General features: G+C 42.6%; 26 protein-coding genes. 6 read left to right on the top strand and 20 right to left on the bottom strand.

Annotated elements, in window-relative coordinates; genetic code table 11:
* Window positions 1-68 precede the first annotated feature (68 nt).
* From VR862_RS07095 to trhO, 4 genes are all read right to left on the bottom strand, one after another.
* Window positions 69-2,405 carry a penicillin-binding protein 1A gene (locus tag VR862_RS07095; protein WP_324720257.1) on the bottom strand — a complete coding sequence of 779 codons (2,337 nt, stop codon included), beginning with the start codon at window positions 2,403-2,405 and terminating at the stop codon, window positions 69-71.
* Window positions 2,406-2,408: 3 nt separating this feature from the next.
* Complete coding sequence (locus VR862_RS07090; protein WP_324720256.1) at window positions 2,409-2,906, bottom strand: gliding motility lipoprotein GldH; 498 nt, start codon at window positions 2,904-2,906, stop codon at window positions 2,409-2,411.
* Window positions 2,899-4,053: a PSP1 domain-containing protein gene (locus VR862_RS07085; RefSeq protein ID WP_324720255.1), complete on the bottom strand. Its 1,155-nt coding sequence runs from the start codon at window positions 4,051-4,053 to the stop codon at window positions 2,899-2,901. The genes VR862_RS07090 and VR862_RS07085 overlap by 8 nt, the downstream gene beginning before the upstream one ends.
* Before the next feature lie 117 nt (window positions 4,054-4,170).
* The gene (trhO, locus tag VR862_RS07080) at window positions 4,171-5,202 is read right to left on the bottom strand and encodes an oxygen-dependent tRNA uridine(34) hydroxylase TrhO (RefSeq protein WP_324720254.1); all 1,032 of its coding nucleotides are present in this window, start codon (window positions 5,200-5,202) and stop codon (window positions 4,171-4,173) included.
* A gap of 365 nt (window positions 5,203-5,567) precedes the next feature.
* Here trhO and recA point away from each other — a divergent pair, with 365 nt between their 5' ends.
* From recA to VR862_RS07065, 3 genes are all read left to right on the top strand, one after another.
* The gene (gene recA, locus VR862_RS07075) at window positions 5,568-6,581 is read left to right on the top strand and encodes a recombinase RecA (RefSeq protein WP_324720253.1); all 1,014 of its coding nucleotides are present in this window, start codon (window positions 5,568-5,570) and stop codon (window positions 6,579-6,581) included.
* 419 nt (window positions 6,582-7,000) lie between these two features.
* The gene (locus tag VR862_RS07070; RefSeq protein ID WP_324720252.1) at window positions 7,001-7,543 is read left to right on the top strand and encodes an RNA polymerase sigma factor; all 543 of its coding nucleotides are present in this window, start codon (window positions 7,001-7,003) and stop codon (window positions 7,541-7,543) included.
* Window positions 7,544-8,842, top strand: coding sequence for a putative outer membrane beta-barrel protein (locus tag VR862_RS07065; RefSeq protein ID WP_324720251.1), 1,299 nt, complete (start codon window positions 7,544-7,546; stop codon window positions 8,840-8,842).
* Here the strand turns inward: VR862_RS07065 and VR862_RS07060 are convergent.
* Window positions 8,839-9,585: a lysophospholipid acyltransferase family protein gene (locus VR862_RS07060; protein WP_324720250.1), complete on the bottom strand. Its 747-nt coding sequence runs from the start codon at window positions 9,583-9,585 to the stop codon at window positions 8,839-8,841. The two genes, VR862_RS07065 and VR862_RS07060, sit on opposite strands and share 4 nt — an antisense overlap.
* 74 nt (window positions 9,586-9,659) lie before the next feature.
* Between VR862_RS07060 and trpS the strand changes: the two genes are divergently transcribed.
* Window positions 9,660-10,628 carry a tryptophan--tRNA ligase gene (gene trpS, locus VR862_RS07055; RefSeq protein ID WP_324720249.1) on the top strand — a complete coding sequence of 323 codons (969 nt, stop codon included), beginning with the start codon at window positions 9,660-9,662 and terminating at the stop codon, window positions 10,626-10,628.
* Here trpS and dprA read toward each other — a convergent pair.
* Entirely contained in the window at window positions 10,625-11,725 is a 1,101-nt protein-coding gene (gene dprA, locus VR862_RS07050) for a DNA-processing protein DprA (protein WP_324720248.1), read from the bottom strand. The two genes, trpS and dprA, sit on opposite strands and share 4 nt — an antisense overlap.
* 95 nt (window positions 11,726-11,820) lie before the next feature.
* Between dprA and VR862_RS07045 the strand changes: the two genes are divergently transcribed.
* Together VR862_RS07045 and VR862_RS07040 are read left to right on the top strand one after the other, a co-directional pair.
* Complete coding sequence (locus tag VR862_RS07045; RefSeq protein WP_324720247.1) at window positions 11,821-12,750, top strand: HU domain-containing protein; 930 nt, start codon at window positions 11,821-11,823, stop codon at window positions 12,748-12,750.
* 275 nt (window positions 12,751-13,025) lie between these two features.
* Window positions 13,026-13,541: an acyl-CoA thioesterase gene (locus VR862_RS07040; protein WP_324720246.1), complete on the top strand. Its 516-nt coding sequence runs from the start codon at window positions 13,026-13,028 to the stop codon at window positions 13,539-13,541.
* A 301-nt stretch (window positions 13,542-13,842) separates the two neighbouring features.
* Here the strand turns inward: VR862_RS07040 and VR862_RS07035 are convergent, their stop codons facing one another.
* From VR862_RS07035 to atpB, 14 genes are all read right to left on the bottom strand, one after another.
* Window positions 13,843-15,066: a murein hydrolase activator EnvC family protein gene (locus VR862_RS07035; RefSeq protein ID WP_324720245.1), complete on the bottom strand. Its 1,224-nt coding sequence runs from the start codon at window positions 15,064-15,066 to the stop codon at window positions 13,843-13,845.
* Entirely contained in the window at window positions 15,063-15,842 is a 780-nt protein-coding gene (gene lolB1 / locus VR862_RS07030) for a lipoprotein insertase outer membrane protein LolB1 (RefSeq protein WP_324720244.1), read from the bottom strand. Before lolB1 ends, VR862_RS07035 begins: the two co-directional genes overlap by 4 nt.
* A gap of 6 nt (window positions 15,843-15,848) precedes the next feature.
* Complete coding sequence (locus VR862_RS07025; protein WP_324720243.1) at window positions 15,849-17,207, bottom strand: tetratricopeptide repeat protein; 1,359 nt, start codon at window positions 17,205-17,207, stop codon at window positions 15,849-15,851.
* Between the two features lie 21 nt (window positions 17,208-17,228).
* Window positions 17,229-18,239, bottom strand: a complete 1,011-nt coding sequence (locus VR862_RS07020; protein WP_324720242.1) for a sugar phosphate nucleotidyltransferase — start codon at window positions 18,237-18,239, stop codon at window positions 17,229-17,231.
* Window positions 18,240-18,440: 201 nt separating this feature from the next.
* Entirely contained in the window at window positions 18,441-18,872 is a 432-nt protein-coding gene (dut, locus tag VR862_RS07015) for a dUTP diphosphatase (protein WP_324720241.1), read from the bottom strand.
* Window positions 18,873-18,903: 31 nt separating this feature from the next.
* Window positions 18,904-20,358, bottom strand: a complete 1,455-nt coding sequence (locus VR862_RS07010; protein WP_324720240.1) for an oligosaccharide flippase family protein — start codon at window positions 20,356-20,358, stop codon at window positions 18,904-18,906.
* Window positions 20,359-20,393: 35 nt separating this feature from the next.
* Window positions 20,394-20,900, bottom strand: a complete 507-nt coding sequence (locus VR862_RS07005; protein ID WP_324720239.1) for a hypothetical protein — start codon at window positions 20,898-20,900, stop codon at window positions 20,394-20,396.
* Between the two features lie 186 nt (window positions 20,901-21,086).
* Window positions 21,087-21,947, bottom strand: coding sequence for an ATP synthase F1 subunit gamma (atpG, locus tag VR862_RS07000; RefSeq protein WP_324720238.1), 861 nt, complete (start codon window positions 21,945-21,947; stop codon window positions 21,087-21,089).
* A gap of 30 nt (window positions 21,948-21,977) precedes the next feature.
* Complete coding sequence (locus tag VR862_RS06995; protein ID WP_324720387.1) at window positions 21,978-22,259, bottom strand: four helix bundle protein; 282 nt, start codon at window positions 22,257-22,259, stop codon at window positions 21,978-21,980.
* A gap of 87 nt (window positions 22,260-22,346) precedes the next feature.
* Window positions 22,347-23,927 carry a F0F1 ATP synthase subunit alpha gene (atpA, locus tag VR862_RS06990; RefSeq protein ID WP_324720237.1) on the bottom strand — a complete coding sequence of 527 codons (1,581 nt, stop codon included), beginning with the start codon at window positions 23,925-23,927 and terminating at the stop codon, window positions 22,347-22,349.
* Between the two features lie 44 nt (window positions 23,928-23,971).
* Entirely contained in the window at window positions 23,972-24,526 is a 555-nt protein-coding gene (gene atpH, locus VR862_RS06985) for an ATP synthase F1 subunit delta (protein ID WP_324720236.1), read from the bottom strand.
* Window positions 24,527-24,530: 4 nt separating this feature from the next.
* A complete protein-coding gene (locus tag VR862_RS06980) occupies window positions 24,531-25,031 on the bottom strand; it encodes a F0F1 ATP synthase subunit B (RefSeq protein ID WP_324720235.1) in 501 nt (166 codons plus the stop codon).
* 92 nt (window positions 25,032-25,123) lie between these two features.
* Window positions 25,124-25,324, bottom strand: coding sequence for an ATP synthase F0 subunit C (atpE, locus tag VR862_RS06975; protein WP_281169110.1), 201 nt, complete (start codon window positions 25,322-25,324; stop codon window positions 25,124-25,126).
* Window positions 25,325-25,368: 44 nt separating this feature from the next.
* Window positions 25,369-26,481, bottom strand: coding sequence for a F0F1 ATP synthase subunit A (atpB, locus tag VR862_RS06970; RefSeq protein WP_324720234.1), 1,113 nt, complete (start codon window positions 26,479-26,481; stop codon window positions 25,369-25,371).
* Window positions 26,482-26,584 lie beyond the last annotated feature (103 nt).

Genomic DNA, 26,584 nt, shown 5'->3' with positions numbered 1-26,584 from the left:
AAAAAAATAAAGGCCCTTTGCAATACAAAGGGCCTTCTATTAATAATTTCAGAATAAATTGAGAGTTTCTAAAAATCCAGCTCGTCGGGCAGACTGTCCTCGTCATCTTCACCATTGCGGCCATAAGCACTACAGTCTGTTTGAATAGTAACCACTTCCGGGCGGGGAAAAGGACCTTTAGCGACGTTCAATTCCTTATCGGCGTAGACCTTCTTCATATAGATCCCCCATATTGGCAGGGCCATTGTAGCTCCCTGCCCATAAGTAATCGTAGGGAAATGGACGGCACGATCCTCAGCTCCAACCCAAACTCCGGTAGTAAGATTTGGCACCATCCCCATAAACCAACCGTCACTTTGATTTTGGGTAGTCCCTGTTTTACCTGCAATAGGAATTTCATTCCTGTCAAAATTGTAGGGATATCCCGTCACGGCACGCTTGTAATGTTCGGCACCGGTAGCCCAATCTCCTCTAAGTCGTTGGCCCGACCCGTACTGAGTGACCCCCTCCATAAGGTTGAGCGTAACATAAGCCGCCTCTTTACTAAGCACATCCCGGGTTTCGGGCACATGCTGATAGAGAATAGTTCCATTCTTGTCTTCGATCCTGGTAACGATCACCGGCTTTACGTAAACACCTTCATTCACAAAAGTACTGTAGGCCGAGACCATTTCGAATACACTGAGATCGGCGGTACCCAAGGCAATCGAGGGGACCTCCGGAATATTCTCTGTGTCTATTCCCAGCTTTTCAATAAGATCGATCACGGGTTTGGGTCCTGTACGGTCAATTAAGCGGGCGGTCACGGTGTTCACAGATTCTGCCAATCCTCTTTTTAAGCTGATCATCCCTGCATATTCCCCGTCGCTGTTCTTTGGCGTCCAGTCATTTTGATTTCCATGTTTTCCTGCCTCAATAGTGTGAAGGCTTCTGGGTAACGTATCACAGGGAGAAAGGTGCAATTGATCTATTGCTGTTGCATATACAAAAGGTTTAAAGGTGGATCCAACCTGTCTTTTACCTTGTTTTACGTGATCGTACTTAAAGTGCTTGAAGTTCGTTCCTCCCACCCAGGCCTTAACTTCACCTGTTTGCGGCGTCATAGACATCATCCCCGCCTGAAAGAAGGATTTATAATATCTAATGGAATCCCTGGGAGTCATAGTAGTATCAATATTTCCTTTCCAGGAAAATACTTCCATTCGCGTAGGAGTGTCAAAAGATTTTAGGATCTCTTCGTTAGAAAGACCTTTTTCTTTCAGGATTCTCCAGCGCTCACTACGACGCATGGCATCGGTCATTAACTTATCGATCTCCTGCTGTGTAATATCTCTAAAAGGAGCAGTTTTGTTGCTCTTGTTCTGTCTGTCAAATTCCTTTTGAAGGTTAGCAATGTGCATTTGCACCGCCTCTTCTGCGTATTCCTGCATGCGGCTGTCAATACTGGTGTAGATCTTGAGGCCGTCGCGATAGATGTTGTATTTACTGCCATCGGGCTTTGGGTTCTTTTCGATCCAGTCTTTCATAAACCCCTGTAAATACACTCTAAAATAAGTTGCAACTCCTTCGTCATGTCCTTGTGGGGAAAATTCGGTCTGCAATGGCAATTGCTGAAGAGAATCTTTTTCTTCTTCGGTGATATAATCATTCACCTCCATCTGACTTAGCACCACATTGCGACGCTGCAAAGCATTGTCTTTAAATTGCTCTTTTTGAGGGTTATAAAGAATTGGATTTTTAAGCATCGCCACCAGCACTGCAGCTTCCTCTACATTGAGGTCTTTTGGCTCCTTATCGAAATAGATCTTAGCCGCAGAGCGCACTCCCACTGCCTGGTAAAGGAAGTCGTATTTGTTGAGATACATGGTAATGATCTCTTCCTTAGTATACTGTCTCTCAAGGCGGGTCGCAATGATCCATTCCTTCACTTTCTGAATTCCACGGGAAAGTGGATTTCGGGAAACATTATCGGTAAATAAAAGTTTTGCAAGCTGCTGCGTTATCGTACTCGCTCCCCCTCTTTTTCCGAGGAAAACCGCTGCACGCAAGGTTCCTTTTGCATCTATTCCCGAATGGTCGTAAAATCTTTCATCTTCTGTCGCAATTAGTGCTTCGATCAAATGCTGCGGAAGATCCTCGTATTTTACCGGAGTTCTGTTCTCGTTGTAGTATTTACCTAAAGTTTCCCCGTCTGATGAAAATATTTCGGTAGCCAGGTTAGTTTCAGGATTTTCAAGTTCTTCAAAAGTTGGCATAGTACCAAAAACACCCCAGCTCGCCAGCAAGAAAAGGAGTACTATTGCCGAAATTCCTAATGCAAATACTGTCCAGAACCAGGACTTGTAACGGCTGTATTGCTTTCTCTTTGCCGCCTCTTTATTTGCTTTTCCAGATGTTTTTGCCATCTATTATTGTTGTTGTTTAATGTCTTCTATTCTAAAACCAACCTCGGTAATGCCGTCAAGATTTTGAATACCTGTTATACTGTCCCGCCTGCGCATTGCCTGCTGTACCGTCACCAGGTACTCTCCTGCCTCGGTGAATCTTACATTTTCCTTGTACCAGAGCTTACTTTCCTTGACATCACCAAAGCCCGTGCCAAGCCATTCCCCCGAAGGCGCAGCCATCTCATACTGCAGGGTATCACTAATAACTTTCCCATTTGGAAAGTTTAACTCTGTGATCAAATAAATATTGCTGAAGTCGTAATTTGAATTATTCCTTAGATTGATGAAAAGATTGTAATTTTTAAGAGTATCTGGTGCCTCAAACCGGAATTCCACTATGGAGTCCCGTTGCCACTGCCCCCCGGGTATCGACCGGTACTGGTCAAACACTCGTGCTTCATCACAAGCCGAAAAAATAAGAAGTGCCAAAAAGAGGAAAAAAACAGATGCTTTACCCATTCTTTTGAGGTTTTCTCTTTTTGCGTTTGTTTTTGCGCTTTTTCTTACCAGATCCCTTGGAGTCAAATCTCGTGAGGCTATCCTGCCCCACAACATTGTGATAATCTGGCTTCTCTTCCTGTTGCAGATCTACTGCAAATTCTTCCAGGCTATTTACCGGCTCCTTTTTAGAATTGGCTTTGATGATCTTGTTTACCTGTTCCACGGTAAGCGTATGCCAGTTACTCCAGTCCCCTTCATAAGCGTACCACAATAAACCTTTGAAAATATCAATTTTTTGACACACAGCTGTGCCCTTCTTGGTGTGCAGTTTAACCTCAGATTTCGGAAAATCCTTCAGCGCATCCAGATAAGTATCCAATTCATAATTGAGGCAGCACTTTAATTTTCCGCATTGACCTGCCAGCTTCTGAGGGTTTAGAGAAAGCTGCTGATATCTTGCTGCGGAAGTATTTACACTACGGAAGTCGGTGAGCCATGTTGAACAACACAGTTCCCTTCCGCAGGAACCAATTCCGCCGAGACGTGCTGCTTCCTGCCTGAAGCCTATCTGTCGCATCTCAATACGGGTATTAAATTCCCTCGCAAATTCCTTGATAAGCTGACGGAAATCCACCCGCTCTTCAGCAGTATAATAAAAAGTAGCTTTGGAAGCATCTCCCTGGAACTCAATATCGCTTATCTTCATTTGAAGATTGAGCCGGATTGCAATTTCACGGGCACGAACTTTCATTTTCTCCTCCCGTTCACGGGCCTCCTGCCAAATATCAATATCCCGCTGAGTAGCCTTGCGATAGACCTTTAGCACTTCGCTGCTATCCTGTCGCACCTTTTTCTTCTTCATTTGAACACGAACAAGCTCCCCTACAAGGGAAACTATGCCCACATCATGTCCCGGTGCAGCCTCTGTAGCTACTATGTCTCCAATACTAAGGCTGAGATTTTCGGTATTTTTATAAAAATGTTTCCGGCCGTTCTTAAAACGGACTTCCACTATATTGAAAGGCTCCATTCCCTGCGGAAGAGCCATATTTGATAACCAGTCGAACACAGAAAGCTTGTTACAGCTATCTGTTCCACAGGTTCCATTATTCTTACATCCTTTAGGCTGACCGTCCTTGCCGGTCGAGCAACTGTTACATCCCATAATCTATATGTTGAAATCCTGGCAGGAAGAAATCCTCCCGCCGGATTGAATCTTAATTAAAAACTATTGAGGTAAATATACCATTATTTATGGAACGCAGTCTTGAGAAACTAATTGTTAGTTCTTGTACTTAAGTACCTCAGATCTTCCTTTTTTGAAGATCTTGTTACTGTTTCCTTTACCCTTTCTAAGGGCTTTTTGCTCCTCGTATGGCAAGGCGGCGATCTCCTTACACTCTGCTGAACAACAGGTGTTCATTTGCTCTGAACATTCCTCACACTGTATGAACAAGAGATGACACGCCTCATTTGCACAGTTCACGTGCGTATCGCAAGGTTTGCCACACTGGTGGCAATTAGAGATCACATCATCACTTATTCGCTCTCCCCTACGGTGGTCAAAAACGAAGTTCTTGCCAAGGAATTTGTTCTCGAGCTTCAGGTTCTCTACCTGTCTCGCATACTCAATGATCCCACCTTCCAGCTGAAATACCTTTTTGAAACCCTTGTGTTTGTAATAAGCACTGGCTTTTTCGCAGCGAATGCCGCCGGTGCAGTACATCACCAGGTTCTTGTCTTCTTTATGATCCTGAATATCTTTTTCAATGATGTCGAGACTGTCCCTAAAAGTATCAACATCTGGAGTCATTGCACCTTTAAAGTGGCCTATCTCACTTTCGTAGTGATTACGCATATCCACAAGGATAGTGTTTGGATCTTCTATGAGTTCATTGAACTTTTTAGCGTCGACATGAACTCCTTTATTGGTCACATCAAAGGTCGCATCATTAAGACCATCGGCCAGGATCTTGTCACGAACCTTTACCTTTAGTTTCAGGAAAGACTTGATATCGTGTTCTATAGCGATGTTGAGACGTACGTTTTCCAGGAAGTAGATCCCGTCAAGGAATTCCTTGAATTTTCCGAAGTTTTTGGCGGGAACAGAGAGCTGGGCATTGATCCCTTCATGGGCAACGTAGATCCTTCCCAGAACTTCCATTTCATCCCAGGCTACAAAAAGATGATTTCTAAAGAGGTGCGGATTTCCAATTTTTGCGTATTGGTAGAAAGAGAGCGTAAGCCGGTCTTCCCCGGCTTCCTCAAGTAATGCTTCCCTTTCTTTAGCGCTTAATTTATTGTACAGTTGCATGCTATACTAATGATTTAAGGTTAAAGAATTTTGCGCAAAGATAAGGCTTTAAATGAAAAAATGCCCGGATGTTGTATCGGGGCATTTTTTTCGAACGGCTAATTCGTTATTAATACTTTTAATTCTTCAACTAAAAATAAGAATAACGTTAGCCACCGTCCATTCGGCAGCTGCAGCTCAAATTAACCACCGCAGAACTACCGGAAATACTTAAGATAATATTTCTTTTTAAAAATTTCATGTAGTAAATGTGTTGCTTTACCTAATAGATGCCGAAAAGCAAAAAAGGTTGCGTATTAATTTTATGCTCATATAAAAACTTATAGTATTTTAGCAGCACTATCATATAAAAGAAGCCGAATTAAATGAGCAACGAGAAAGAAAGAGAAGCTAAATTAAAAGCCCTCAAACTCACCCTTGACAAGATGGATAAAACCTATGGAAAGGGTACTGTAATGAAGATGAGCGACCAGAGTGTTCTTGACGTAGATGTGATCCCTAGTGGATCTTTGGGTCTTGATCTTGCACTTGGAGTTGGAGGATATCCCCGCGGACGGGTTATTGAAATCTACGGCCCTGAATCTTCCGGAAAAACCACCCTTACCTTACACGCCATAGCCGAAGCCCAAAAAGCAGGAGGTATTGCGGCCTTTATTGATGCCGAGCATGCTTTTGACCGTTTCTATGCTGAAAAATTGGGCATTGACCTTGATAATCTTATCATTTCTCAACCCGACAATGGGGAGCAGGCACTTGAGATCGCCGATAACCTTATTCGCTCGGGAGCTATTGATATTATTGTAGTGGATTCTGTAGCTGCTTTAACTCCCAAGAGTGAGATCGAAGGAGAAATGGGGGATTCAAAAATGGGATTACACGCCCGTCTTATGTCCCAGGCACTTCGAAAATTGACCGCTTCTATTAGCAAAACCCACTGTACGGTGATCTTCATCAACCAATTGAGAGAGAAGATCGGGGTGATGTTCGGGAATCCCGAAACTACTACCGGTGGTAATGCCCTGAAGTTCTATGCTTCTATACGTCTTGACATTCGCCGTTCAACCCAGATCAAGGACAGCAATAGCGAAGTACAGGGTAACAAGACGCGTGTGAAGGTCGTAAAGAACAAAGTTGCCCCTCCATTCAAAACAGCCGAATTCGACATTATGTATGGCGAAGGTGTATCTAAAATTGGAGAGATCATAGATATAGGAGTGGATTATGAGATCATCAAAAAAAGCGGCTCCTGGTTTAGCTACGAAGATACAAAGCTGGGACAGGGTCGTGATGCTGTGAAGATCCTTCTAAAAGACAATCCAGACCTCATGGAGGAACTGGAAACCAAAATAAAAGACGCCATGGCAGTGGCAAAAGCTTAAAAAACTATTAAAATCCCGAAAATCTTCGGGATTTTTTCTTTTTAGGCGCAACCATTTTACAATTTCTGCATCTCTTCTACAGAGACCCCAACCTGCCAGTGCCGCTATGAATGATCGAGACCAGATTTTTAAATGTGAGTCCTACTGTAGAACCGGCAAAGCAAAGAGGGAAATTTTAAAGGCTAATTCCTTCGGAGGATCGGGAATATCTCACCATTCCCGATCTTCCTTTTTTAAAGTCTCTATCCCCCCAAAGAACATTTACAGTGCAAAAAACCGGCCTCCGGTTTTTATTTTTGTTGGAGAATCAGCTGAAATTCCTATATTTAGGTTTCCTGAAGCCGGTATCAGAACCCGGGTCAGCTACTTAAAAGGGGATACTATTCCGCCATTTTTCAACAGCACTTAAATTTTGGATATTGAGCATTAAGCAACTCATACAAAAATGCAAAAAGCAGGACATAAAGGCGCAGGAGCAGCTTTACAAGATGTTTGCGCATAAACTGTTCCCGGTTTGCCTAAAGTACTCTTCCAGCTATCAACAGGCTGAAGACAATCTTCAGGATGCATTTTTGATGATCTTCAAAAATATGCCTCAATACAAGAACAAAGGTTCTTTTGAAGGATGGATGAAGAGGATTGTGATCAACACAGCTCTTCAAAAATATAGGAAACAAACGGTCTTTGAGATCATTCGGGATGATTATCATAAAGAGCCCGAAATTGAAGTTGGAGAAGATGAAGTGTCTGTCGATTATTTACTGGAGATCATACAGCAACTGCCAGATCGTTACCGGCAGGTGTTTAACCTTTATGTACTCGATGGATTCTCTCATAAAGAGATTGCCGAGATGCTGAATATTTCAACCGGAACTTCAAAATCCAATCTCGCCAGAGCCCGAGTGATCCTCAAAGAAAAAATTGAGAATAGTCTATATAAAACAGCTGCCCGTTCTGTATAAATGAAAGAGAAGAAGTACATAGACAGGCTATATCAGGAGAAGTTTCGGGATTTCGAAGCAGCACCTCGCGATGCTGTCTGGAAATCTATCGAATCAAAACTTCAGGAAAAGCAAAGAAAAAAACCAGCAGTTCCATTTTGGTACCGCTACGCAGGTGTTGCCGCTCTTTTTGCTTTTCTTTTCATGTTAGGAGACTGGCTGCTTCCGGTATCTCCTTCTGCAACTGTGGCTAATGAGGACACAGAAGAGACGAGTTCCAGGCCGTCGATCCTTCCTGTTGACTCTCCTATAGTATTCACTCCTTTAGAAGAAGAGATTGATAATGCCGAAACGAAACCCGGAATTCTATCCCGGAAGGAAAATCTCTCAGTTGCTTTTAATTCAAAAACAGAAGAAAAACTTAGGACCTCTGAAGAAGAAGCTTCAGAAATAGTTTCCAAAAATGCCATTTTTGAGACCTCTGTTCCGGTGACCGGCAACAACAACTTAAGTAAAAAGAATTCTACTGATGTTCCTGAAGAACTAAAACCTTCTATCTATGATGCCCTTCAAACTTCAGAAGAAATAGAGATTGCCAGCACCGAAAGAAAAAGTAATTTTGAAGTCTCTACCCACGCAACTCCCATCTACTACGGTAAGATAGGAAGATCAAATCCCCTCGATGTTGGGTTTGATGAAGACAGAAAAGCAGAGGTAACTTACTCGTACGGGGTTTCTGTAGCTATGAATATTAGCGATAAAATCAAGATTCGATCTGGAGTTAATCGTGTGGATCTAAGCTATAGTACCAGTGGTATTGGCTATCAATCGGTCACAGGAGTCTACCCTGTAAGAAATGCTTCCCTCGTAAAAGTCAAGGACCCGGATGTGAAAATGGTGACTGGCAATGTTAACGGCAGAACACGAAGCAGCACCAATCGCACTCCGACCGGGGTTTTTATCAATGGCAACCTCAACCAAAAGATGGGATATATAGAGGTGCCTTTAGAATTTGAGATCAACCTCTGGGAACGAAAGTTTGAACTAAACCTTATAGGTGGTGGTAGTACTTTATTCCTTGATGAGAACGAGGTAGTGCTTAATACAGGAAGTGTAATGGCTGAAGGTAAGGCAGACAACCTGAATGACGTAAGCTTTAGTGCGAACCTTGGTCTCGGGGTAGATTACAATCTTTCTGAAAAGTTCAAGCTGAATCTGGAGCCAATGCTGAAGTATCAGCTTAGAACCTTTGATGCTCCTACGGGCGATGTGCAACCTTACTTCTTTGGGGTTTATACAGGATTTAGTTATAGATTCTAACCACAGAAATTTTCCTCCTTTAATTCCTTTAAGATCACTTCGCGGGTCTTTTCCCTGATTTCCTTTTTATTGAGCTGTGTAAGACCTGTGGTAGGGATGAATTCTTTGATCTTTACACGCATCCTGCCCGGGCTACCCTTAGTGAATAAATACGGAAAGCGTTTTTTGTTGTCATAGAACACCATAGGCACAATGGAAATTTGATGATCTATGGCCAACCGGAAAGCCCCGTCTTTGAAGGTATCCAAAACTACAGATTGATCGTCGGGCACCCCGCCTTCCGGAAAAATGCAAATACTGGTGCCATTGTTCAGGCGTCGCTGAGCTCTTTCAAAAACTTCCTTTCGGCTTTTTTGATTTCCGCGGTCAACGAGAATACAGGTGCGCTTATAGAAGTATCCAAAAAGAGGAATTTTCACCAGTTCTTTTTTTCCGACAAAAACGAAAGGATTCTTAACCGTAACCAGCATGAGCATAATGTCGGTCATGGAAGTATGATTGGCTACCAGCATATAGGCTTCCCCTTTTACCAGCCTCTGTTCCCGCTTTATCCTGGGATAGAATCCCATTCCAAAAAGAATAAAGGCAGCCCACCAGCGGGCGATCATAAAGAATTGAGGATAGAATTTCGTGCGGGAAGTGAAAAGGAGCAAAAAAGGAAAAAAAACAATGATTGGAATGGCCATCAGGATGTAAAACCATATTCTCCACAAGACAACCAGGAAAGACCTAAGTATGCGCATATGGTCAAAAGTAAGGAATTGGATTGAAGGTATTCTTGAAAAAAGATACCTTTGTGAAAAAATAGAGCAAGCCGATGTCCAGAATTCTTACGGGGGTACAAAGTACCGGAACTCCGCACCTGGGGAACATTTTAGGAGCCATTATTCCTGCTGTGGAAATGGCAAACGATCCTAAAAACGAATCCTTCCTTTTTATTGCAAACCTTCACACACTCACTCAGATAAAAGATCCTGAAGTGCTAAGGGAAAACACTCTTTCCACGGCAGCTACGTGGTTGGCGTTTGGCCTGGATATTGAAAAAACGGTGTTTTACAGGCAAAGTGATATTCCGCAGGTAACCGAACTCACCTGGTATTTGAATTGCTTCTTCCCATACCAGAGGTTGACCCTGGCGCATTCTTTTAAAGATAAGGCCGATAGGCTGGAGGACGTGAATGCCGGACTTTTTGATTACCCGATCCTCATGGCTGCAGATATTCTCCTCTATGATGCTGAAATTGTCCCGGTAGGAAAAGACCAGTTACAGCACCTGGAAATGACCCGGGATGTGGCTTCCCGCTTCCATGCAAAAATGGGGGAAACTTTCGTTATGCCCGATGCCAAAGTTTCTGAAGAAACCATGTATGTTCCGGGAACTGACGGTGAAAAAATGAGCAAATCAAAAGGCAATATTATCAACCTGTTCCTGCCAGACAAGAAGCTTAGAAAGCAGATCATGGCCATACAAACCGATAGTACACCCCTGGAAGATCCAAAAGATCCCGATACAGATAATGTCTTTAACATCTATAAGCTCGTTGCTACCAAAGAACAAACCGCCGAAATGCGCCGTAACTATGAAGCAGGCGGATATGGCTACGGACATGCTAAACAGGCTCTTTACGAAGTCCTGATCACCCGATTTGAAAAAGAACGGGCGCAGTATAACCACTACATGGAAAATCCTGAAAAAGTTGAAGAAGCACTTGCCGTAGGAGCCGGAAAAGCCAGGAAAGTAGCCGATGAGGTATTAAGCAGGGTAAGAAGGAAATTAGGCTACTAAACTGCTTCAAACAATTTTCCCGGTAAGGGCCGCACCACTCCCTTGAGCTCCATGTTGAGCAGTAAAGTTGCGGCCTTAAAAGTGGGAATATTAAGATTGAGCGCGATGAGATCGAGTTGTTCTTTACCCTTGTCCTTTAAATAAGAATAAAGCACCTCCTCCTCTTCTTCCAGTTCCACAAAAAGTTGTTTCTGTACCGGCTTCAGGTCATTTTTTGGATGCCAATTGAGAATATAGGCAATGTCTGCAGCAGAGCTAAGCACATGTGCCTGCTGGGACTTAAGAAGCATATTACATCCCTTGCTCTGTAAGTCTGTAGGACGACCCGGAACGGCGAATACTTCCCTGTTATATGAATTGGCTATGTCTGCAGACACGAGTGATCCTCCTTTTTCTGCACTTTCAATGACAACAGTGGCTTCGCTAAGGCCGGCGATAATTCGGTTTCGCTTGAGGAAGTTGTTGCGATCAAAAATGTCTGTACTCCAAAAATCGGTTAAAAAGCCCCCGTTCTCTTCTACGCCTGCCATGTACTTTTGATGTACTGCGGGGTATATTTGGTTAAGGCCATGGGCTAGACATCCTATAGTTTGAAGCTTGTGTTTTACGGCAGCCTTTTGAGCACAGATATCAATTCCATAGGCAAACCCGGAAACAATGACAGGGTCGAGGGGCGCGAGCTCCTCGATGAGTTTTTCACAGAAGGACAGGCCGTGGGTAGTAGCTCTGCGGGTACCGACAATGCTTAAGATCTTTTTGTTATTAAGATCCATATTCCCTCGTTTGAAAAGAAGGATAGGCCCGTCAAGACAATGCTTTAATTTTTCGGGATAATTGCTGTCCTGATAGTAAAGCGTCTCAATATTATTTTGGAAAATATATTCCAATTCTCTTTCAGCTGCTTCAAGATTTTTAGGAGAAAACAGATCAACAAGTTTGGTATTGCCGATTCCATCGACTTTTAAAAGCGTCGATCTTTTTTCTTTGAAAACAGCTTCGGCAGAACCCGTCTTCCGAATAAGTTTTTTTGCCGAAGCATCCCCTAAATTCGGGACATGCTGCAGCGCCAGAACATACTGTAATTCAGATTCTTCCATAGCATTTTTACTGCCCGAAAAGTAGTTTAAAAATTTGTTAATAATTTATGTGCAGCCTGTTTTTTCAGAAAATAAAATTTTCTACATTTGTTTCAATGGCAGTAGCAAAATACATCCACGACCTTCTTTACCGGTACGAATGTGTGATCCTCCCGGGATTCGGAGCTTTTATCACACAACAACATTCAGCCGGAATTCATGAACAGACAGGAGAATTCTTTCCTCCTAAAAAAACGGTTTCCTTTAACCGTCAATTAGATAAGAATGACGGTCTTTTAGCGAACTACATGATGGAAGCCGAAAAGGTTTCCTATGAGGAAGCACTGGAAAGGATAGAGCAGTTTGTGAATGAGCTGGAGCTTGTTCTTGAAAAGAACACTACAGTAAATCTGGAGAAACTAGGTTCCTTTACCTTGACTGAAGCCGGAAAACTTCAATTTGAACCTGCTGCCGGGACTAACTTCATGAAGGAAGCTTTTGGTCTCAGCACATTTACCCGAAGCACAATTTCCAGAGAGGTCTACAAGCAACACGCTGAGGAAATCGAAGAAAAGGCTCCTGTTGCCTTCACTCCTGAAAGAAGAGCAGGACGCTGGATGAAATATGCCGCGGTTGGACTCTTGGCTATAGGCTTGAGTGGTGCTGCGGGGATCAATATTTATAGTGATCAGGTAAACGAGCACAATATTGCCGAGCAACAAAAAGCAGTTTCTCAACTGGAAAATCAGATCCAACAGGCAACTTTTGTAATTGACAATCCTCTTCCTGCTGTCACCCTGAAGGTTTCAAAACAAACCGGAAATTTCCACATCGTTGCAGGTGCTTTTAGAGAAGCCGAAAATGCCGCTAAAGCCGTGGAAGAATTAAAAGCCAGGGGCTTTAAAGCCCGGCAGATTGGCGAAAACCGCTTTGGGTTACATCAGGTGCTTTACAGCAGTCATGAAACTCGCAGGGAAGCTATAAATGAGCTGTACAGGGTCAAAAAGGAAAATCCCGGAGCCTGGCTACTTGTTGAAGAACTGTAGTTATAGTCGGCAGTATTCAGTAGTTAGTAAGCAGTAGGTTTATAAACCTGCTAAATTCAAAGCACTTTTCAAACATTCCGAATGTGATGTTCAAAGTATGAGCTCTAAATTTCCAGTACCTAAGATAAGGTAACACCAAACACTGATTACTGAGCACTGAACACTGATCACTTAATCACACACAGCCTACTTACCACTGCTCCCTGCCCACTTTTTTAGTATCTCCTTAACGGCTTTTATAACAAAGCACCTTACCTTTGCCGAAAATTTGAGCAATGCAAGCCAGGACTCCTGAAGAATCTAAGACTACCCTAACAGATCTCGTACTTCCAAGCGAAACAAATCCTTTAAATAACCTTTTTGGAGGGGAACTGCTAGCGCGTATGGACCGTGCAGCCAGTATCGCCGCAAGGCGCCACAGCCGCAGGATAGTTGTTACAGCCTCGGTCAATCACGTCGCCTTCAACAAAGCCGTACCTCTTGGAAGCGTGGTTACTGTGGAAGCTAAGGTTTCGAGAGCTTTTAAATCTTCGATGGAGATCTATATCGATGTCTGGGTAGAGGATCGGGAAAGCGGAAAACGAAGTAAAGCTAATGAAGCCATTTACACTTTTGTAGCTGTTGATGAAACCGGAACCCCTGTAAATATTCCACCGCTGGAACCGGAAACAGAACTTGAGAAGAAAAGGTTTGAAGCCGCATTACGTCGTAAGCAACTAAGTCTTGTTTTAGCAGGAAAGATGAAACCTGAGGATGCGACAGAGTTAAAGGCATTGTTTGTCACTTCCTAAGCAATTAAAACTGAACCGGAATATGCCGCTCCTCTGGAGCTCCTATTTTATTCCAAATCCGTTTCTAAAAATATTTCGCTCCTCCGGAGCTTTACCCGGAAAGGTTTAGAGAAAAGCACCTTAACTTCTACGAAGCCCTGGTTCTTGGTTCCTGGCTCCAGCAGCAAAGTGGTTGTCCTTTACTACTGATAGTCCAATCCTCCTGACCTATTCCTAACCTGGCTTTAGACTCGGGATAGATATTTAACGGTAATAGTCCTGGTTCTTAGTTCCTGGCTCCAGCAGCGAAGGGGTCTATCTTTTACATCTGATAAATCCACTCTTCTGGATTGAGCTTCTGGTTATTTTTGTACATAACGAAGTAAAGGGTAGTCCTGCCATCGGTTTTATTTACGCCAATACTTCCCAGTTCCTGCCCCAGGGCTACCTCCTGCCCCTTGCGTACATCAACAGAGTCCAGGTGATTATAAATGGTGATGTAATCTCCATGCCTTACCATAACCATTAGGCTCGAGCCTTTCACAGCGATAATCTCACTTACAACGCCTCCAAAAACAGCGCGGGCTTTAGAATCAGGATCTGTTGCGATCCTCACCCCATTACTGTTCATGGTAGCTGTTTTTACAACCGGGTGCGGCTGAGTACCATATCTAAGAACAACAGTTCCTGTTCTTACCGGCCATGGCAATTTTCCTTTGTTCTTTTCGAAATCGGCGGCAAGTGCCTTGGCCTCGGGGGTTAGTTTAAATACGCTGCGGGAGGGAGAATCTTCCCCTTCATTACTTGCTGCAATAGCCTCTTCAATTATCCTTTCAATCTCGCGATCAATTTCATTGATCTCCTGCTGTTTCCTTTTCAGCTGAGTGGCAAACTGACCTTCTTTTTTACGCACTTCGGCAATAAGTCCCTGCTGCTCTTTTCTACTCTTTTCAAGTTGGGCACGAGTCTGCCTGTTTTCGGCTATAAGTTTATCCTTGGTCTTTTTCTGTTCTGCCAAACTTTGATTGAGCTTCTGAAGTTCTTCGGTACGCAATTTTATTTCCTCTCCCTGTTGATGCCGGTAATTTGCATACTGCTTCATGTATTGAAGCCTCTTATACGCCTGTAAAAAGTTTTCCGAAGAAAGCAGGAACATGATCCTGCTCTGCTGAGATTTACTCTTGTAGGAGCGCCGGATCATCTTGCTGTAATCCTCCTTAAGTTGCTCCAGTTCCTTACGAAGTGCCCCAATCCTGTTCTGGTTGGTATTGATCTCCCGGGTAAGCAGGTTGGCCTGTTGATTGGTTACGCGAATAAGATTCTCTGTAGACCGTATTTGTTGATCAAGATCCTCTACTTCGGTGAGGATGGATTTCTCCTTTTTAAGATTTGAGGTACGCAGCGAATTTATCCTTTGAATTTCTGCCTGCAACTCCAACCTTCGCTGTTCAAGCTCTTCCCGCTTATCGACCTGGGAGAATCCCTGAAGGCCTATTAATAAAAATCCCGCAACAAGGGCATGCTGTAATAGAATCTTTATTCTCATTCTATGCTAATTTCTTCGTAGCCCGAAGGTATTGAAAAAGGAAATGAAACAGGAACGTTAAATTCAATGTTTCTAAAGGTCATATCGATACGCGTATTTTCGGCGCCTTGTGTTGCAATGATCTTGATTTGCGAAGGAAACAGCTGTCCCTGTACCTTTTGATATTCGGGATAGGTAACCGTTACACTCCTGTTTTCCCTTTCCTGCCCCAGTTGCTGGGCAGTAGCTTTGAAGTTCCCCGCGTCAAGAAGGAACATTCGTTTTAGAAAATTTTCCTGTTCAGGCTGAAGCTGATATCCTCTGGAAGATTCGGTCAACATATATTTTTCCTCCCTAAGATCATAAATGGTTTGCCCCAGCAATAAGTTCTGAACCTTTTCATAGTCCAAAGGAGTGCCAAGAAGATCACTCAACAAGCTGAAATCTCCATCAAAATATGTCCTGGTGATCTTCTCATAAAACTGAACTGAATTTGGAGTGATCATAACTTTTGCAAGTGGTATTCCCAACAATTGTCCGCTCATCCAAATAGTGTCATCTTTTTTCATTCTAAAATTAACTGTGACACTTTGGCTCCTCTCCTCGGTTTGATAATCGAGGCTAAGTCTTCCCTGCAGGGTCTCAAAATCCACTTCGTTCTCGTAGTGTTGATTAATTACAGCGGCAACGGCGGCATCTTCGGGGGCTACAGTTCCCATTTTGGCCTTTCGGGTACTGCTACAAGAAACCAGGAAGAGGGCTGCGAAAAGGAGGGCGAATAAATTTTTGTAGGTCATTAAGATCTAATTTTCTAGGTTTTTAGCTTTGTCCAGAGCTTCTTCGGCTTTTTCGGTCTTGTTTTGACCTTGATATGCTATGGCCAGCTGCTTCTGAAATTCTTTTTCTGTTTGCGGGTCATCAATGAGATAGTCAATCCCCGTTAAAAGAGCTTCTTCAGCTTGTTTAAATTCATTAAGAGCATTGTTGGCAGTTCCTGTCATTAAAAACAACCAGGCCTGTGTCGGGAAGATCTCAAGGCCTTTCTGAGCAAGACGGTTCACCTCCTCAAAATTTCGGGCTTCGGCTTCCAGTTTTATTACATCCCGAAAAAGGCCGAAATCATCCTTTTCGTGCTCCAGTGCATTTTTGAAATAATTTAAAGCCAGTTCCTCATTTCCTTTTTCCATAAAGAAGGTCCCCAGCTGCTTATATACTTTTTTGTTATTCTCTTTTTCTGAAAACACTTCTACCAGCTGTATCAAATCTGCTTCCAAAGATGGGGTCTCTGTAACATAAAGTAAAAAATCATTGAGGGCCTGATACTTTGTTACTTCATCTATTTGGTCGCTCTCAAGCAGAATCCTCATTGAATTTACTGCCTCTTCCGATTCATTTTCAGTAATATAGAACTTGTAGAGAGCCAAATGCACCAGTTGTGAATCGGGGTTCATTTCAAGGAGCTCTTTTGCTGTCTCGAAAGCTTTTTCTACCTGTCCGTTCTCACTGTAGACAAATATGAGGTTCAAATAATCCTGTTCATTCTGAGGATCTTCTTCAATATTCTCCTCCAGGTCACTAATCTGGGCCTCCACATTATTAGTGCGTGCATAAACCTGCCGTCGAAGACTTTCCCTGTAGGTGCTGGATCCTTTTTTGAGATCTAGGGAATCAAGTAGAGCGAGGGCAGCATCATACTGCTCGTTCTGTATATAAAGATTTACCAGATCCTCAGAAAATGCCGGATTAAGACGCGCAAGATCCTTTACCACCGGCAGAGCTTTGTCGTACTCCTTACTTTGAAAATAAGTTGTGTAAAGTTCCTCAAGCATACCCTCATTTTTGGGAGCTGCTTTGCGTCCCTTCTCTAAATATACAGCGGCTTGTGAGTATTTGCTTAAGGCATTATAGTTTTTCCCAAGCTCCAGGTACACCACCGGCTCATCGGACTTTAATGCCAGGCTTTGCACCAGGGCATCAATCGCCTTTTGATGATTTTCAATTGCCTTTTGCTTAAGGGCTTCAAAAAAAAATTCCTGAAAAGCATCTTTTACATCCCCCAGGTCATCCTGCGCCATTTCTACCACCGGCTTCTCCTGGGCATAGAAAAGATGCCCGGGCTGCAGCAGGGTCAAAAATGAGATTATGTAAAGATGTTTTTTCATGCATTTTAAATGCTTCGGAAATTATTCAAGTACCGAATAATCTCCAATACTTATTTCTGTGAACTTACCATTGAACCTGGCGAAGTTACCTATCATTGCATTATTTAATTCCGCGTTCTCCACCTCAGCAAAGGTTTGGATAAGGCTGTTCTTTATGGTCGAGTTTTTCACTTTAGTGCCATTACCAATAGAAACATTAGGTCCGATCTTGGCATTTTTGAGCACTACATTTTCTCCAATAAAGCAAGGCTCAATGATCTCAGAATTTTCCATTTCAACATTCGAAGCCACAAGTTTTTCCCCATCTTCCTGAAGGAAATTCAGCATTCTCGTATTTGTTTCCACTGTCACCTGCTTATTTCCGCAATCCATCCATTCATCAACCTTGCCGGGAACAAATCTGGCACCCTTCTGCTTCATGGCTTCTATCCCATCATTGATCTGGTATTCTCCTCCACGAATGATGTTGTTATCAAGAACTCCCTGCAGTTCATTTTTTAGAACCGCTACATCCTTGAAGTAGTAGATCCCAATAACAGCAAGATCTGAAACATATTCAAATGGTTTCTCAACAAGGTCGGTGATCTCCCGTTTCTCGTTTAACTGCACTACGCCATAAGCTGAAGGATTTTCTACCTGTTTCACCCATATTACCGCATCGGCTTCTTTATCTAACGTAAAATCGGCTTTAAAAAGTGTATCGGCATATGCGATCACTGCAGGACCTTCCAGAGAGTCCTTTGCGCACATTATAGCGTGCCCCGTTCCAAGAGGTTTATCCTGATAATAAATTGTGCCTTTTGCACCAAGGGTTGTTGCTATGTTCTTAAGGTCGGTTTCAACTTTTTCACCAAAGTCTTCTCCAATGATAAAAGCGATCTCGTCTATCTTCTCATCGAGAACTTTAGCGATATCTTCAACCAGGCGATGTACGATAGGCTTGCCCGCAATGGGAATTAAAGGTTTGGGAACTGTTAAGGTATGTGGACGAAGCCGCGAACCGCGACCCGCCATAGGAACTATAATTTTCATGTTTTTTGATTTGAGATATTAGATTTGAGACGTGAGATCTTAATCTGCTCTGTTAGTTTTTAATTTATGGTTTTTGGTTTGTTGTTCATTCTCTCCCCCGGCCTCTCTCCGTAGGAACGGGAACATTTGAAAACCCTGCTCATTGTTAATTGTCAAATGTCAATTGGTAAAACTGGCAACTGAGCACTGAACACTCCTCACTTAAACACCAGTGCTTCCAAAGCCTCCCGCACCCCGACTAGTTTCCTCGAGGCTGTCTACTTCCTTCCAGATGATATGCTCATGTCGGGAAATGACCATTTGAGCTATTCTTTCTCCATTGTTGATTGTGAACTCTTCATTGGAAAGGTTCACCAGGATCACTCCTATTTCTCCGCGGTAGTCGGCATCTATAGTGCCGGGAGAATTCAGTACAGTAATACCTTTTTTGGCTGCCAGTCCGCTTCTTGGTCGCACCTGTGCCTCATAGCCCACGGGTAATTCAATAAAAAGTCCGGTTTTGATAATGGCTCTTGCCAGCGGGGCAAGAGTCACAGGTTCAGAAATATTTGCCCGCAGGTCCATTCCTGCAGAACTTCCGGTTTCATATGCCGGCAATTCATGACCGGACTTGTTAATAATCTTTACGTTCATTTCAATAAAATTTTCTTCAGAAGTGGCATTTCTAAGAGCTCTTCAAAAGTTGTTTTAACTGATCTTTTTCAGCGTAATAAATAAGGGCAAAAAAGATAAGAATTAATAAACTTCCGAGGTAATAATTATTCCTAAAAAGGTAGAAGTAAATGACCGAAAAGCTGATGGAAATTACCAGATAACTACCTATTCGCTTCAGGTCATACGGAATGGGATAATATTTTCTTCCGAAGTAAAAGGACAGCAACATCATACTCCCGTAAGCCGCAAGAGTAGCAATAGCAGAGCCCACGTAACTATAGTGCGGAATAAGCCAGAAGTTAAGCACCAGAGTAAGAGTAGCTCCAACCCCCGAAATATAGGCAGCAAAACGGGTACGGTCGCTTACTTTGTACCATACCGACAGATTGTGGTAAATACCTAGGAAGAAATTTGCGAGCAGGATCACAGGAACGACCACCATGGCTTCCCAATATGACTCATCCTGAATGAGAATGACCTTTAAAAGATCGGAAAATACTATTACCAGCAACAGGATAAGGGCTCCAAAAATGACAAAATATTTGGTGATTGTGGCATAGGTCATAGCTGAGTTCTTCTCCCTGGCGTGACTGAAGAAAAAAGGTTCTATGCCCATCCTGAATGCAGTGGCAAAAAGAGTCATGAACAGTGCCAATTTATAGCAGGCAGCATAGGCACCCACTTCGGCTTTGGCAATTCCTTCGGGCAATATGATGTTCAACAGAATTTTGTCCACTACCTCATTGATTGCAAAAGCAACACCTGCCAGAAGTATTGGAGTGCCATACTTTACCATTTCTTTCCACAAGCCCGCATCAAAAGTGTATTTCAACTTTAAATAAAATGGCAGCATTACCACTAAAGTTAGGGCGCTTGCAATGAGATTGGCTATGAAAATATACGCTATTTCAAAATCGGGTTTGTATATGGAATCGAAAAACCCGTCATTCCCTGCCAGTCGCGGAAGTAATACAATGAAGAAAACATTCAGGCCGAGATTCACAGCCACGTTCCCGATCTTTATTGCCGAATAAATACCCGGCTTTTCCTTTGCACGAAGCCATCCAAAAGGAATCACTACCAGGGCATCTAGTGCAAGAATAAAAATGACGTAGTTGAGATAGTAGGAGCCAATATCTGTCGCGGCTGCAATGGAGTCGCGGAACAGAAAGGCCAAAATAAGAAAGATCCCTGTTGATCCAAGGATTGAGATACTAGAGGTTGCGGTAACCTTTTCCCGGTGTTCTTCCTTATGAAAGAATCGAAAAAAGGAAGTTTCCATCCCGTAGGCCAAAATTACGTTGAAGAACACGATCCACGCAAAGACTATGGAGACTTCTCCATATTCTTCTTTTGGAAGATATTCAGTATACAGCGGCGTGAGCAGGAAAGATAGCATCCTGGGCACCACTGTGGCAACTCCGTAAATAAAGGTTTGTTTAAATAGCTTCTGAAAAAGCGCCAATAGTTCCTGCTTGTGATTTCCTCACAAATGTACTATTAATGCTGAATGTTTTCAGGCTTTTTTAGCCGCACTTCTCCATCATCTCTCCTTTGGATATCTTTTATTCTGAAGAACTTCTCTACTCCGTCTTTGGTGTATCGCACTACTGCTTCTCCCTCTTCCAATTCAAACGGGATCTTTTCAATTACTGCCGGAAGTTCATTCCCATATTCCATTTTTGGATCCTTATGCATCACAAAATCCTTATTCACTCCGGGATTTTTGAATCGGGCGACATAAAGATGAGGGTCGAAAGGCTCCTTTTCAAGTACACTCTTTCTTCCGCGGAAGTAGACCGTATCCATTTCTATTTCTGCATCTGCAGTTACAGGAATAAATAAATTAAAACCTGAGCCTGCTCCCCTCACTCCTCCTTTCCAGGTGGTGTAGTAAGCTTCTTTTACAACCATAGGAGGCTCTTCCTGAAGCTGCTTTCCATTTGCACAATTGCTAAAGCTCATAAGAATTAATAGTGCCGAAAGGGAGAGAAAAAATGGTTTCATAACCTAAAGTTTAAGAGTTCAGGGTAGAGTACTTCAATTTTGATACCAATTAATTTTAGATCTATGACCTCTACGCAGCAAGAACCGGAAACCGAGACAGCTATTGGTTGAATCCACGGAAAATAAAAAACTCCGCATCTGCTGACACGGAGTTTCAAAAATGGCATTTTCAGCCTGTATTTTCAATTATTTATTTAAAGCCTCAGCTCCTCCAACGATCTCAAGGATCTCATTGGTAATGGAAGCCTGACGTGCTTTGTTATAAGATAATTTGAGGGAATCTCTTAGCTCCTTAGCGTTATCTGTAGCTTTGTGCATTGCAGTCATACGCGCCCCGTGTTCTGAAGCAAAAGAGTCTCGCAGGGCTTTATACACCTGCATCTTTAGAGATTTTGGGATCAACTCAAGTACAATTTCTTCTTTAGACGGTTCAAAGATGTAATCCAAGGTGACGTTTTCATCTTTTTCTACCGGTACAATAGGAAGGAATTGCTCTGTCTGCACTTCTTGTGTAGCAGCATTCTTGAACTGGTTGTATACCAGAACGATCTTATCAAATTGTCCTTCAACAAAAAGGTTCATTAGTTCCTGCGCTATAGCTTCGGCATTCTCAAAACTGAGGTCATCATAAATGGCAGTCTCAGTTTTATAGATGTTGTGGGTTTTTTTAAGAATGTCGGTTGCTTTTTTCCCTATAGTATAGAACTGCACATCCTTTCCACTATAGTCGCGATTAGCCACATACTTTGATGCTTTAACGATGTTAGAGTTAAAAGCACCTGCCAATCCACGGTTGGAGGAAATTGCCACCATAAGCACCTTATTCACCTCCCTTTGCTCAGAATATTTACTCGATTTATCACTGTCGAGGGTAGCACTGAGGGACTGAAGCAACTCAGAAAGCTTTTCTGAGTAAGGTCTCATGGCGGTAATGGCATCCTGTGCCTTACTCAACTTTGCAGCCGATACCATTTTCATGGCACTGGTGATCTGCATGGTCGAAGAAACCGAGGTGATCCTACTTCTTAATTCTTTTAAATTGGCCATTTTTTGTAGTTATGAGTTTGGAGTTCTGAGTTAGGAGTTCTTTATTATTGAAACCATAATCTTCATCAACTCTTCACACTTAGCAATTAAAACTTTGCAATCCTTATTTGAGGTTGCCTCAATTAGCTCCAACCAATATTTAGTTTCATCAGCCTCTTTGAGAGCAATACCAAATTTATTTTTGTAATCTTTTGTGCTTACTCCCCTCTGTGCTTCCCTCACATTCGCTCCAATGCTTGTTCCACTCCTTAAAAGCTGAGAAGCCAGCTCAAATTCATTCTCTTTTTTTAAAGCCCGAGTGAAGAAAACAATGTCACAAGCAAATTGAAAACTTTAATCCGAATTGGGCTATTTTCCAATTTGCTCATAACTTATAACTCTTAACTCTGCACTGGCATTTTAGGCTTTGTACTTTGCTGAGATTTCTTTCGCCGCGTTTGTAAGCGTGTCGGTGATCTCATCTGTATATTTACCTGCTTTTAGTTGATCAAGTACATCTCTGTGCTTTGCATCAAGATATTCCAGATAATCTTTTTCAAATTCTCTTACTTTCTCAACAGGAACGTTTCTCAACAGGTTCTTAGATCCTGCATAGATTATTGCGATCTGGTTTTCTACAGGATAAGGATTGTTCTCTGCCTGCTTAAGGATCTCCACGTTACGCTTACCTTTTTCAATAACGTTTAACGTTGCAGGATCAAGGTCTGATCCAAACTTGGCAAATGCTTCAAGTTCACGGAACTGTGCCTGGTCAAGTTTAAGCGTACCGGCAACTTTCTTCATTGACTTGATCTGTGCGGCACCACCCACACGAGATACAGAGATACCTACGTTGATCGCAGGACGTACCCCAGAGTTGAAAAGGTCGGATGTTAAGAAGATCTGACCATCGGTGATCGAAATAACGTTTGTAGGGATATAAGCCGAAACGTCACCTGCCTGGGTTTCGATAAGCGGAAGTGCTGTAAGCGATCCTCCACCTTTTACTTTATCTTTTAGAACATCCGGAAGGTCATTCATGTTCTTCGCAATACTGTCATCTGCAATTACTTTTGCAGCACGCTCAAGAAGTCTTGAGTGAAGGAAGAAAACGTCTCCAGGATATGCCTCACGTCCCGGTGGACGTCTTAGAAGCAAGGAAACCTCACGGTAAGCAACAGCCTGCTTTGAAAGGTCATCATAAACGATCAATGCAGGACGTCCAGTATCCCTGAAGTATTCTCCGATCGCAGCACCTGCGAAAGGAGCATACACCTGCATTGGCGCAGGATCTGATGCGTTTGCTGCAACAATAGTAGTATAGGCAAGAGCTCCTTTATCTTCAAGGGTCTTGGCAATACCTGCAACAGTAGAAGCTTTTTGTCCTACAGCAACATATATACAATAAACAGGTTCCCCTGCATCGTAAAATTCTTTCTGGTTAAGGATCGTATCAATAACCACAGTGGTCTTACCTGTCTGGCGGTCACCAATTACAAGCTCCCTTTGCCCGCGTCCAATTGGCACCATGGCATCAATAGACTTGATCCCTGTTTGAAGCGGCTCGGTAACGGGCTGCCGATAAATTACTCCCGGCGCTTTACGTTCCAATGGCATCTGGAATGTCTCACCTTCAATAGGACCCTTACCATCAATTGGCTGTCCAAGGGTGTCCACAACACGTCCTACAATTCCTTCTCCAACATTGATAGAAGCAATACGCTGAGTTCTCTTTACAGTTGCTCCTTCCTTTACTTGTTTGTATGGACCTAAAAGTACCACCCCAACGTTGTCTTCTTCAAGGTTAAGTACAATTCCTTCCAATCCGCCTTCAAATTCAACTAACTCCCCGTATTGTGCATTGGAAAGTCCGTAGACGTTAGCGATACCATCCCCAACGTTGAGAACTGTACCTACTTCGTCAAGGGAAGCCTTAGCCTCAAACCCGGAAAGTTGTTTCTTTAATATTGCTGATACTTCAGCCGGATTAATTTCTGCCATAATTATTTAGAATAAAATGCTGCGCCCTAGGGCAACGGTTTTAATTAAATTTTTGCTACGTATGTGTTATTCTGTAATTCTCTTTTGAGGTTGGTAAGTTGAGCACTAACACTTCCATTATACTGGATGTCGCCCACTCTTAAGATAAAACCTCCTATGATGCTCTCATCGATAATATTCTCGATCTTCGCCTCATGACCTGTTAGTTCCTTTACTTTTTGCTGAATCTTAGCTTCAAGAGCCGGAGTCAAAGGTATTGCAGTGGTCACTTTTGCTACCTGCACTCCGTTCATTTCGTCAAAAAGTCGGTTGTATTCTTTTGCTACAAGCGGAAGAATATCCAGTCGGTTGTTCTCGATCAAGATTGCGAACAAACCTGAAGTAACACCATTCACAGATCTAAATATCTCTAAAAGGGCATTTTTCTTCATCGTATTCTTAACAACGGGGCTCTTCAAAAATGCCTGAAGATCACCACTATCTTTGATAGTGTTACTAATAAGGCTCATATCCTCATTCACCTCCTTAGTAACATTCTTGTCTTTGGCCAGGCTTAAAAGCGCTTTGGCATATCTTGCGGCTGCTCTGCTTCCCTGCATCTTTTTAGTTTAAAGTAACATCATCAAGCATATCCTCAACCAGCTTTTCCTGCTTGGCTTTGGTAGAAAGCTCTTCTCTTACAACTTTTTCAGCTATCTGAACTGATAAGGTAGCCACCTGATTCTTGATATCGGCAAGGGCTGCATTCTTTTCAGTCTGAATAGTTGCTTTTGCCTGCTGGATCATTTTTTCTCCTTCTCTCTGTGCATCTTCCTTAGCTTCAGAGATCATCTTTTCTTTGATCTGTCTTGCTTCCTTGATCATGTTGTCACGCTCCATACGGGCTTCCTGTAGCAACTTCTCATTATCGGCCTGCAGGTTCTGCATTTCTTTACGTGCATTTTCAGCAGAATCAAGTGCATCCTGTATTCCCTGCTCCCTTGCGTTAAGAGCGTCTAAAATGGGCTTCCAGGCAAATTTTTTCAGCAAAACAATTAGCACGACCAGGATAATGATCTGCCAGAAAAACAATCCAAAAGAAAAATCGTTGACTAACTTTTCCATATTCTATTTTATTTCTTGTATCGTTTAATTTTTTTGTAATAAATCAAGCCTTGCAGCCAACCGCTGCAAAGCCTGATGTTTTTTTGGATTGATTAAACTGCGAAAAGAGCAGCAAAAGCAACACCTTCCAAAAGTGCAGCGATAATAATCATTGCAGTCTGGATTTTTCCGGCAGCTTCTGGCTGACGTGCAATTCCTTCCATTGCAGCGCTACCAATCTTACCAAGACCAAAACCAGCTCCAATAATAATTAGACCAGCTCCAATCAAATCTAAGTTCAAAACTTCTTCCATTACTTATTTATTAAAAATTAAACTTACTCTTAAATATGTTTATACTACAATACCGGAATGTCTTCGTTATCGGCAGGGTGATGATGATCATGCTCTTCAACTGCCATACCTATGTACAAGGCGCTTAGCAGGGTGAAGATATATGCCTGAAGAAAAGCAACCAGCAATTCTATAACCGAAATGAAGATTGTGAATCCAAAGAAAGCAGGTCCTGCGATCCAGTTCTGGAAGACAACGATCAAACCAAGCAGCGTCATTACTATCACGTGACCCGCAGTCATGTTGGCAAAAAGTCGGATCATAAGCGCAAAAGGCTTGGTGAACATCCCCAGCACCTCGATAGGCGCAAGAATGATCTTCATAGGAACAGGTACTCCCGGCATCCAAAAAATGTGTTTCCAGTAATCTTTATTTCCGCTGAACTGTACAATTATGAAAGTAACAAGCGCAAGAGCGAAGGTCACAGCAATATTTCCCGTAACGTTTACCCCAAGCGGAGTCATTCCCAAAAGGTTCAGGATCCAGATAAAGAAGAATACTGTTAAAAGGAAACCTGTATATTTTCTATAGTTCTTGCCAATGTTTGGCTTTGCGATCTCATCGCGAACATAAAGCACAAGTGGTTCAAGAACACGCCCGAATTTCTTCGGAATTGGTCTGTTCTTATAGGTTTTTGCAAGCTGACTGAAAAGAATAAACATCAGGAGGCCAACCAACATCATGGTTAGAACATTCTTTGTGATCGAAAAATCCCAGGGCCTTTCGTTTTCAGGAAAACCGGCTTCATTATAATGAATGGTTCCCTCTGCATCGGTTTTATAGATGTGAGAGTGATAAAGTCTGTAATGTTGACCATCAATTTCCACGAGATCTTCCCCATGGTGAAACTTCCCTGAAGAAAAAATCTTTAGCCCGTCATCCCAAAGAATTACAGGAAGCGGAAAGCCGTAGTGCGCTCCGGTCTCCCCATCTGAAAAGAAATTTACATAGTAAGAATCCTGTAGGTGATGATCTATATATGCCTCGATCTCCTCTTCGGTATTGACCTTTGCATCCTCACCTTCCTGAGGTTCTTTAACACCAAATGCCTGAGAGTTGAAACTCACAAACATTAAAAGACAGGCTAATAAAAACTTCGCAACGTTTTCCTTTTGCATTTTCCGGGTAAATTACAGTCCTTTAATTTGGCTGCAAATGTACATAATTATATAAAAATAAGCAGCCTAAGAACCCTAATTGTTTTTTTGAAGGCAAACAGCC

This window comes from Salinimicrobium aquimaris, from assembly GCF_035607535.1.
In the GTDB taxonomy this organism is placed as follows: Bacteria; Bacteroidota; Bacteroidia; order Flavobacteriales; family Flavobacteriaceae; genus Salinimicrobium.
Note: the sequence above shows the minus strand (reverse complement) of the source record. Positions and strands in the feature narration are given on the sequence as shown.

Coding starts and splice junctions, on each gene's coding strand:
- VR862_RS07020 (WP_324720242.1), bottom strand. CDS start 18,239: ATGAAAATTATAGTTCCTATGGCGGGTCGCGGTTCGCGGCTTCGTCCA.
- atpH (WP_324720236.1), bottom strand. CDS start 24,526: ATGCAGGGAAGCAGAGCAGCCGCAAGATATGCCAAAGCGCTTTTAAGC.
- VR862_RS07005 (WP_324720239.1), bottom strand. CDS start 20,900: ATGAAACCATTTTTTCTCTCCCTTTCGGCACTATTAATTCTTATGAGC.
- VR862_RS07035 (WP_324720245.1), bottom strand. CDS start 15,066: ATGAGAATAAAGATTCTATTACAGCATGCCCTTGTTGCGGGATTTTTA.
- VR862_RS07065 (WP_324720251.1), top strand. CDS start 7,544: ATGAAAGAGAAGAAGTACATAGACAGGCTATATCAGGAGAAGTTTCGG.
- VR862_RS07060 (WP_324720250.1), bottom strand. CDS start 9,585: ATGCGCATACTTAGGTCTTTCCTGGTTGTCTTGTGGAGAATATGGTTT.
- dut (WP_324720241.1), bottom strand. CDS start 18,872: ATGAACGTAAAGATTATTAACAAGTCCGGTCATGAATTGCCGGCATAT.
- lolB1 (WP_324720244.1), bottom strand. CDS start 15,842: ATGACCTACAAAAATTTATTCGCCCTCCTTTTCGCAGCCCTCTTCCTG.
- dprA (WP_324720248.1), bottom strand. CDS start 11,725: ATGGAAGAATCTGAATTACAGTATGTTCTGGCGCTGCAGCATGTCCCG.
- VR862_RS07040 (WP_324720246.1), top strand. CDS start 13,026: ATGCAAGCCAGGACTCCTGAAGAATCTAAGACTACCCTAACAGATCTC.
- atpB (WP_324720234.1), bottom strand. CDS start 26,481: ATGCAAAAGGAAAACGTTGCGAAGTTTTTATTAGCCTGTCTTTTAATG.
- atpG (WP_324720238.1), bottom strand. CDS start 21,947: ATGGCCAATTTAAAAGAATTAAGAAGTAGGATCACCTCGGTTTCTTCG.
- recA (WP_324720253.1), top strand. CDS start 5,568: ATGAGCAACGAGAAAGAAAGAGAAGCTAAATTAAAAGCCCTCAAACTC.
- VR862_RS06980 (WP_324720235.1), bottom strand. CDS start 25,031: ATGGAAAAGTTAGTCAACGATTTTTCTTTTGGATTGTTTTTCTGGCAG.
- VR862_RS07025 (WP_324720243.1), bottom strand. CDS start 17,207: ATGAAAAAACATCTTTACATAATCTCATTTTTGACCCTGCTGCAGCCC.
- VR862_RS07085 (WP_324720255.1), bottom strand. CDS start 4,053: ATGGGATGTAACAGTTGCTCGACCGGCAAGGACGGTCAGCCTAAAGGA.
- atpE (WP_281169110.1), bottom strand. CDS start 25,324: ATGGAAGAAGTTTTGAACTTAGATTTGATTGGAGCTGGTCTAATTATT.
- VR862_RS07090 (WP_324720256.1), bottom strand. CDS start 2,906: ATGGGTAAAGCATCTGTTTTTTTCCTCTTTTTGGCACTTCTTATTTTT.
- trpS (WP_324720249.1), top strand. CDS start 9,660: ATGTCCAGAATTCTTACGGGGGTACAAAGTACCGGAACTCCGCACCTG.
- VR862_RS07095 (WP_324720257.1), bottom strand. CDS start 2,405: ATGGCAAAAACATCTGGAAAAGCAAATAAAGAGGCGGCAAAGAGAAAG.
- atpA (WP_324720237.1), bottom strand. CDS start 23,927: ATGGCAGAAATTAATCCGGCTGAAGTATCAGCAATATTAAAGAAACAA.
- VR862_RS07045 (WP_324720247.1), top strand. CDS start 11,821: ATGGCAGTAGCAAAATACATCCACGACCTTCTTTACCGGTACGAATGT.
- trhO (WP_324720254.1), bottom strand. CDS start 5,202: ATGCAACTGTACAATAAATTAAGCGCTAAAGAAAGGGAAGCATTACTT.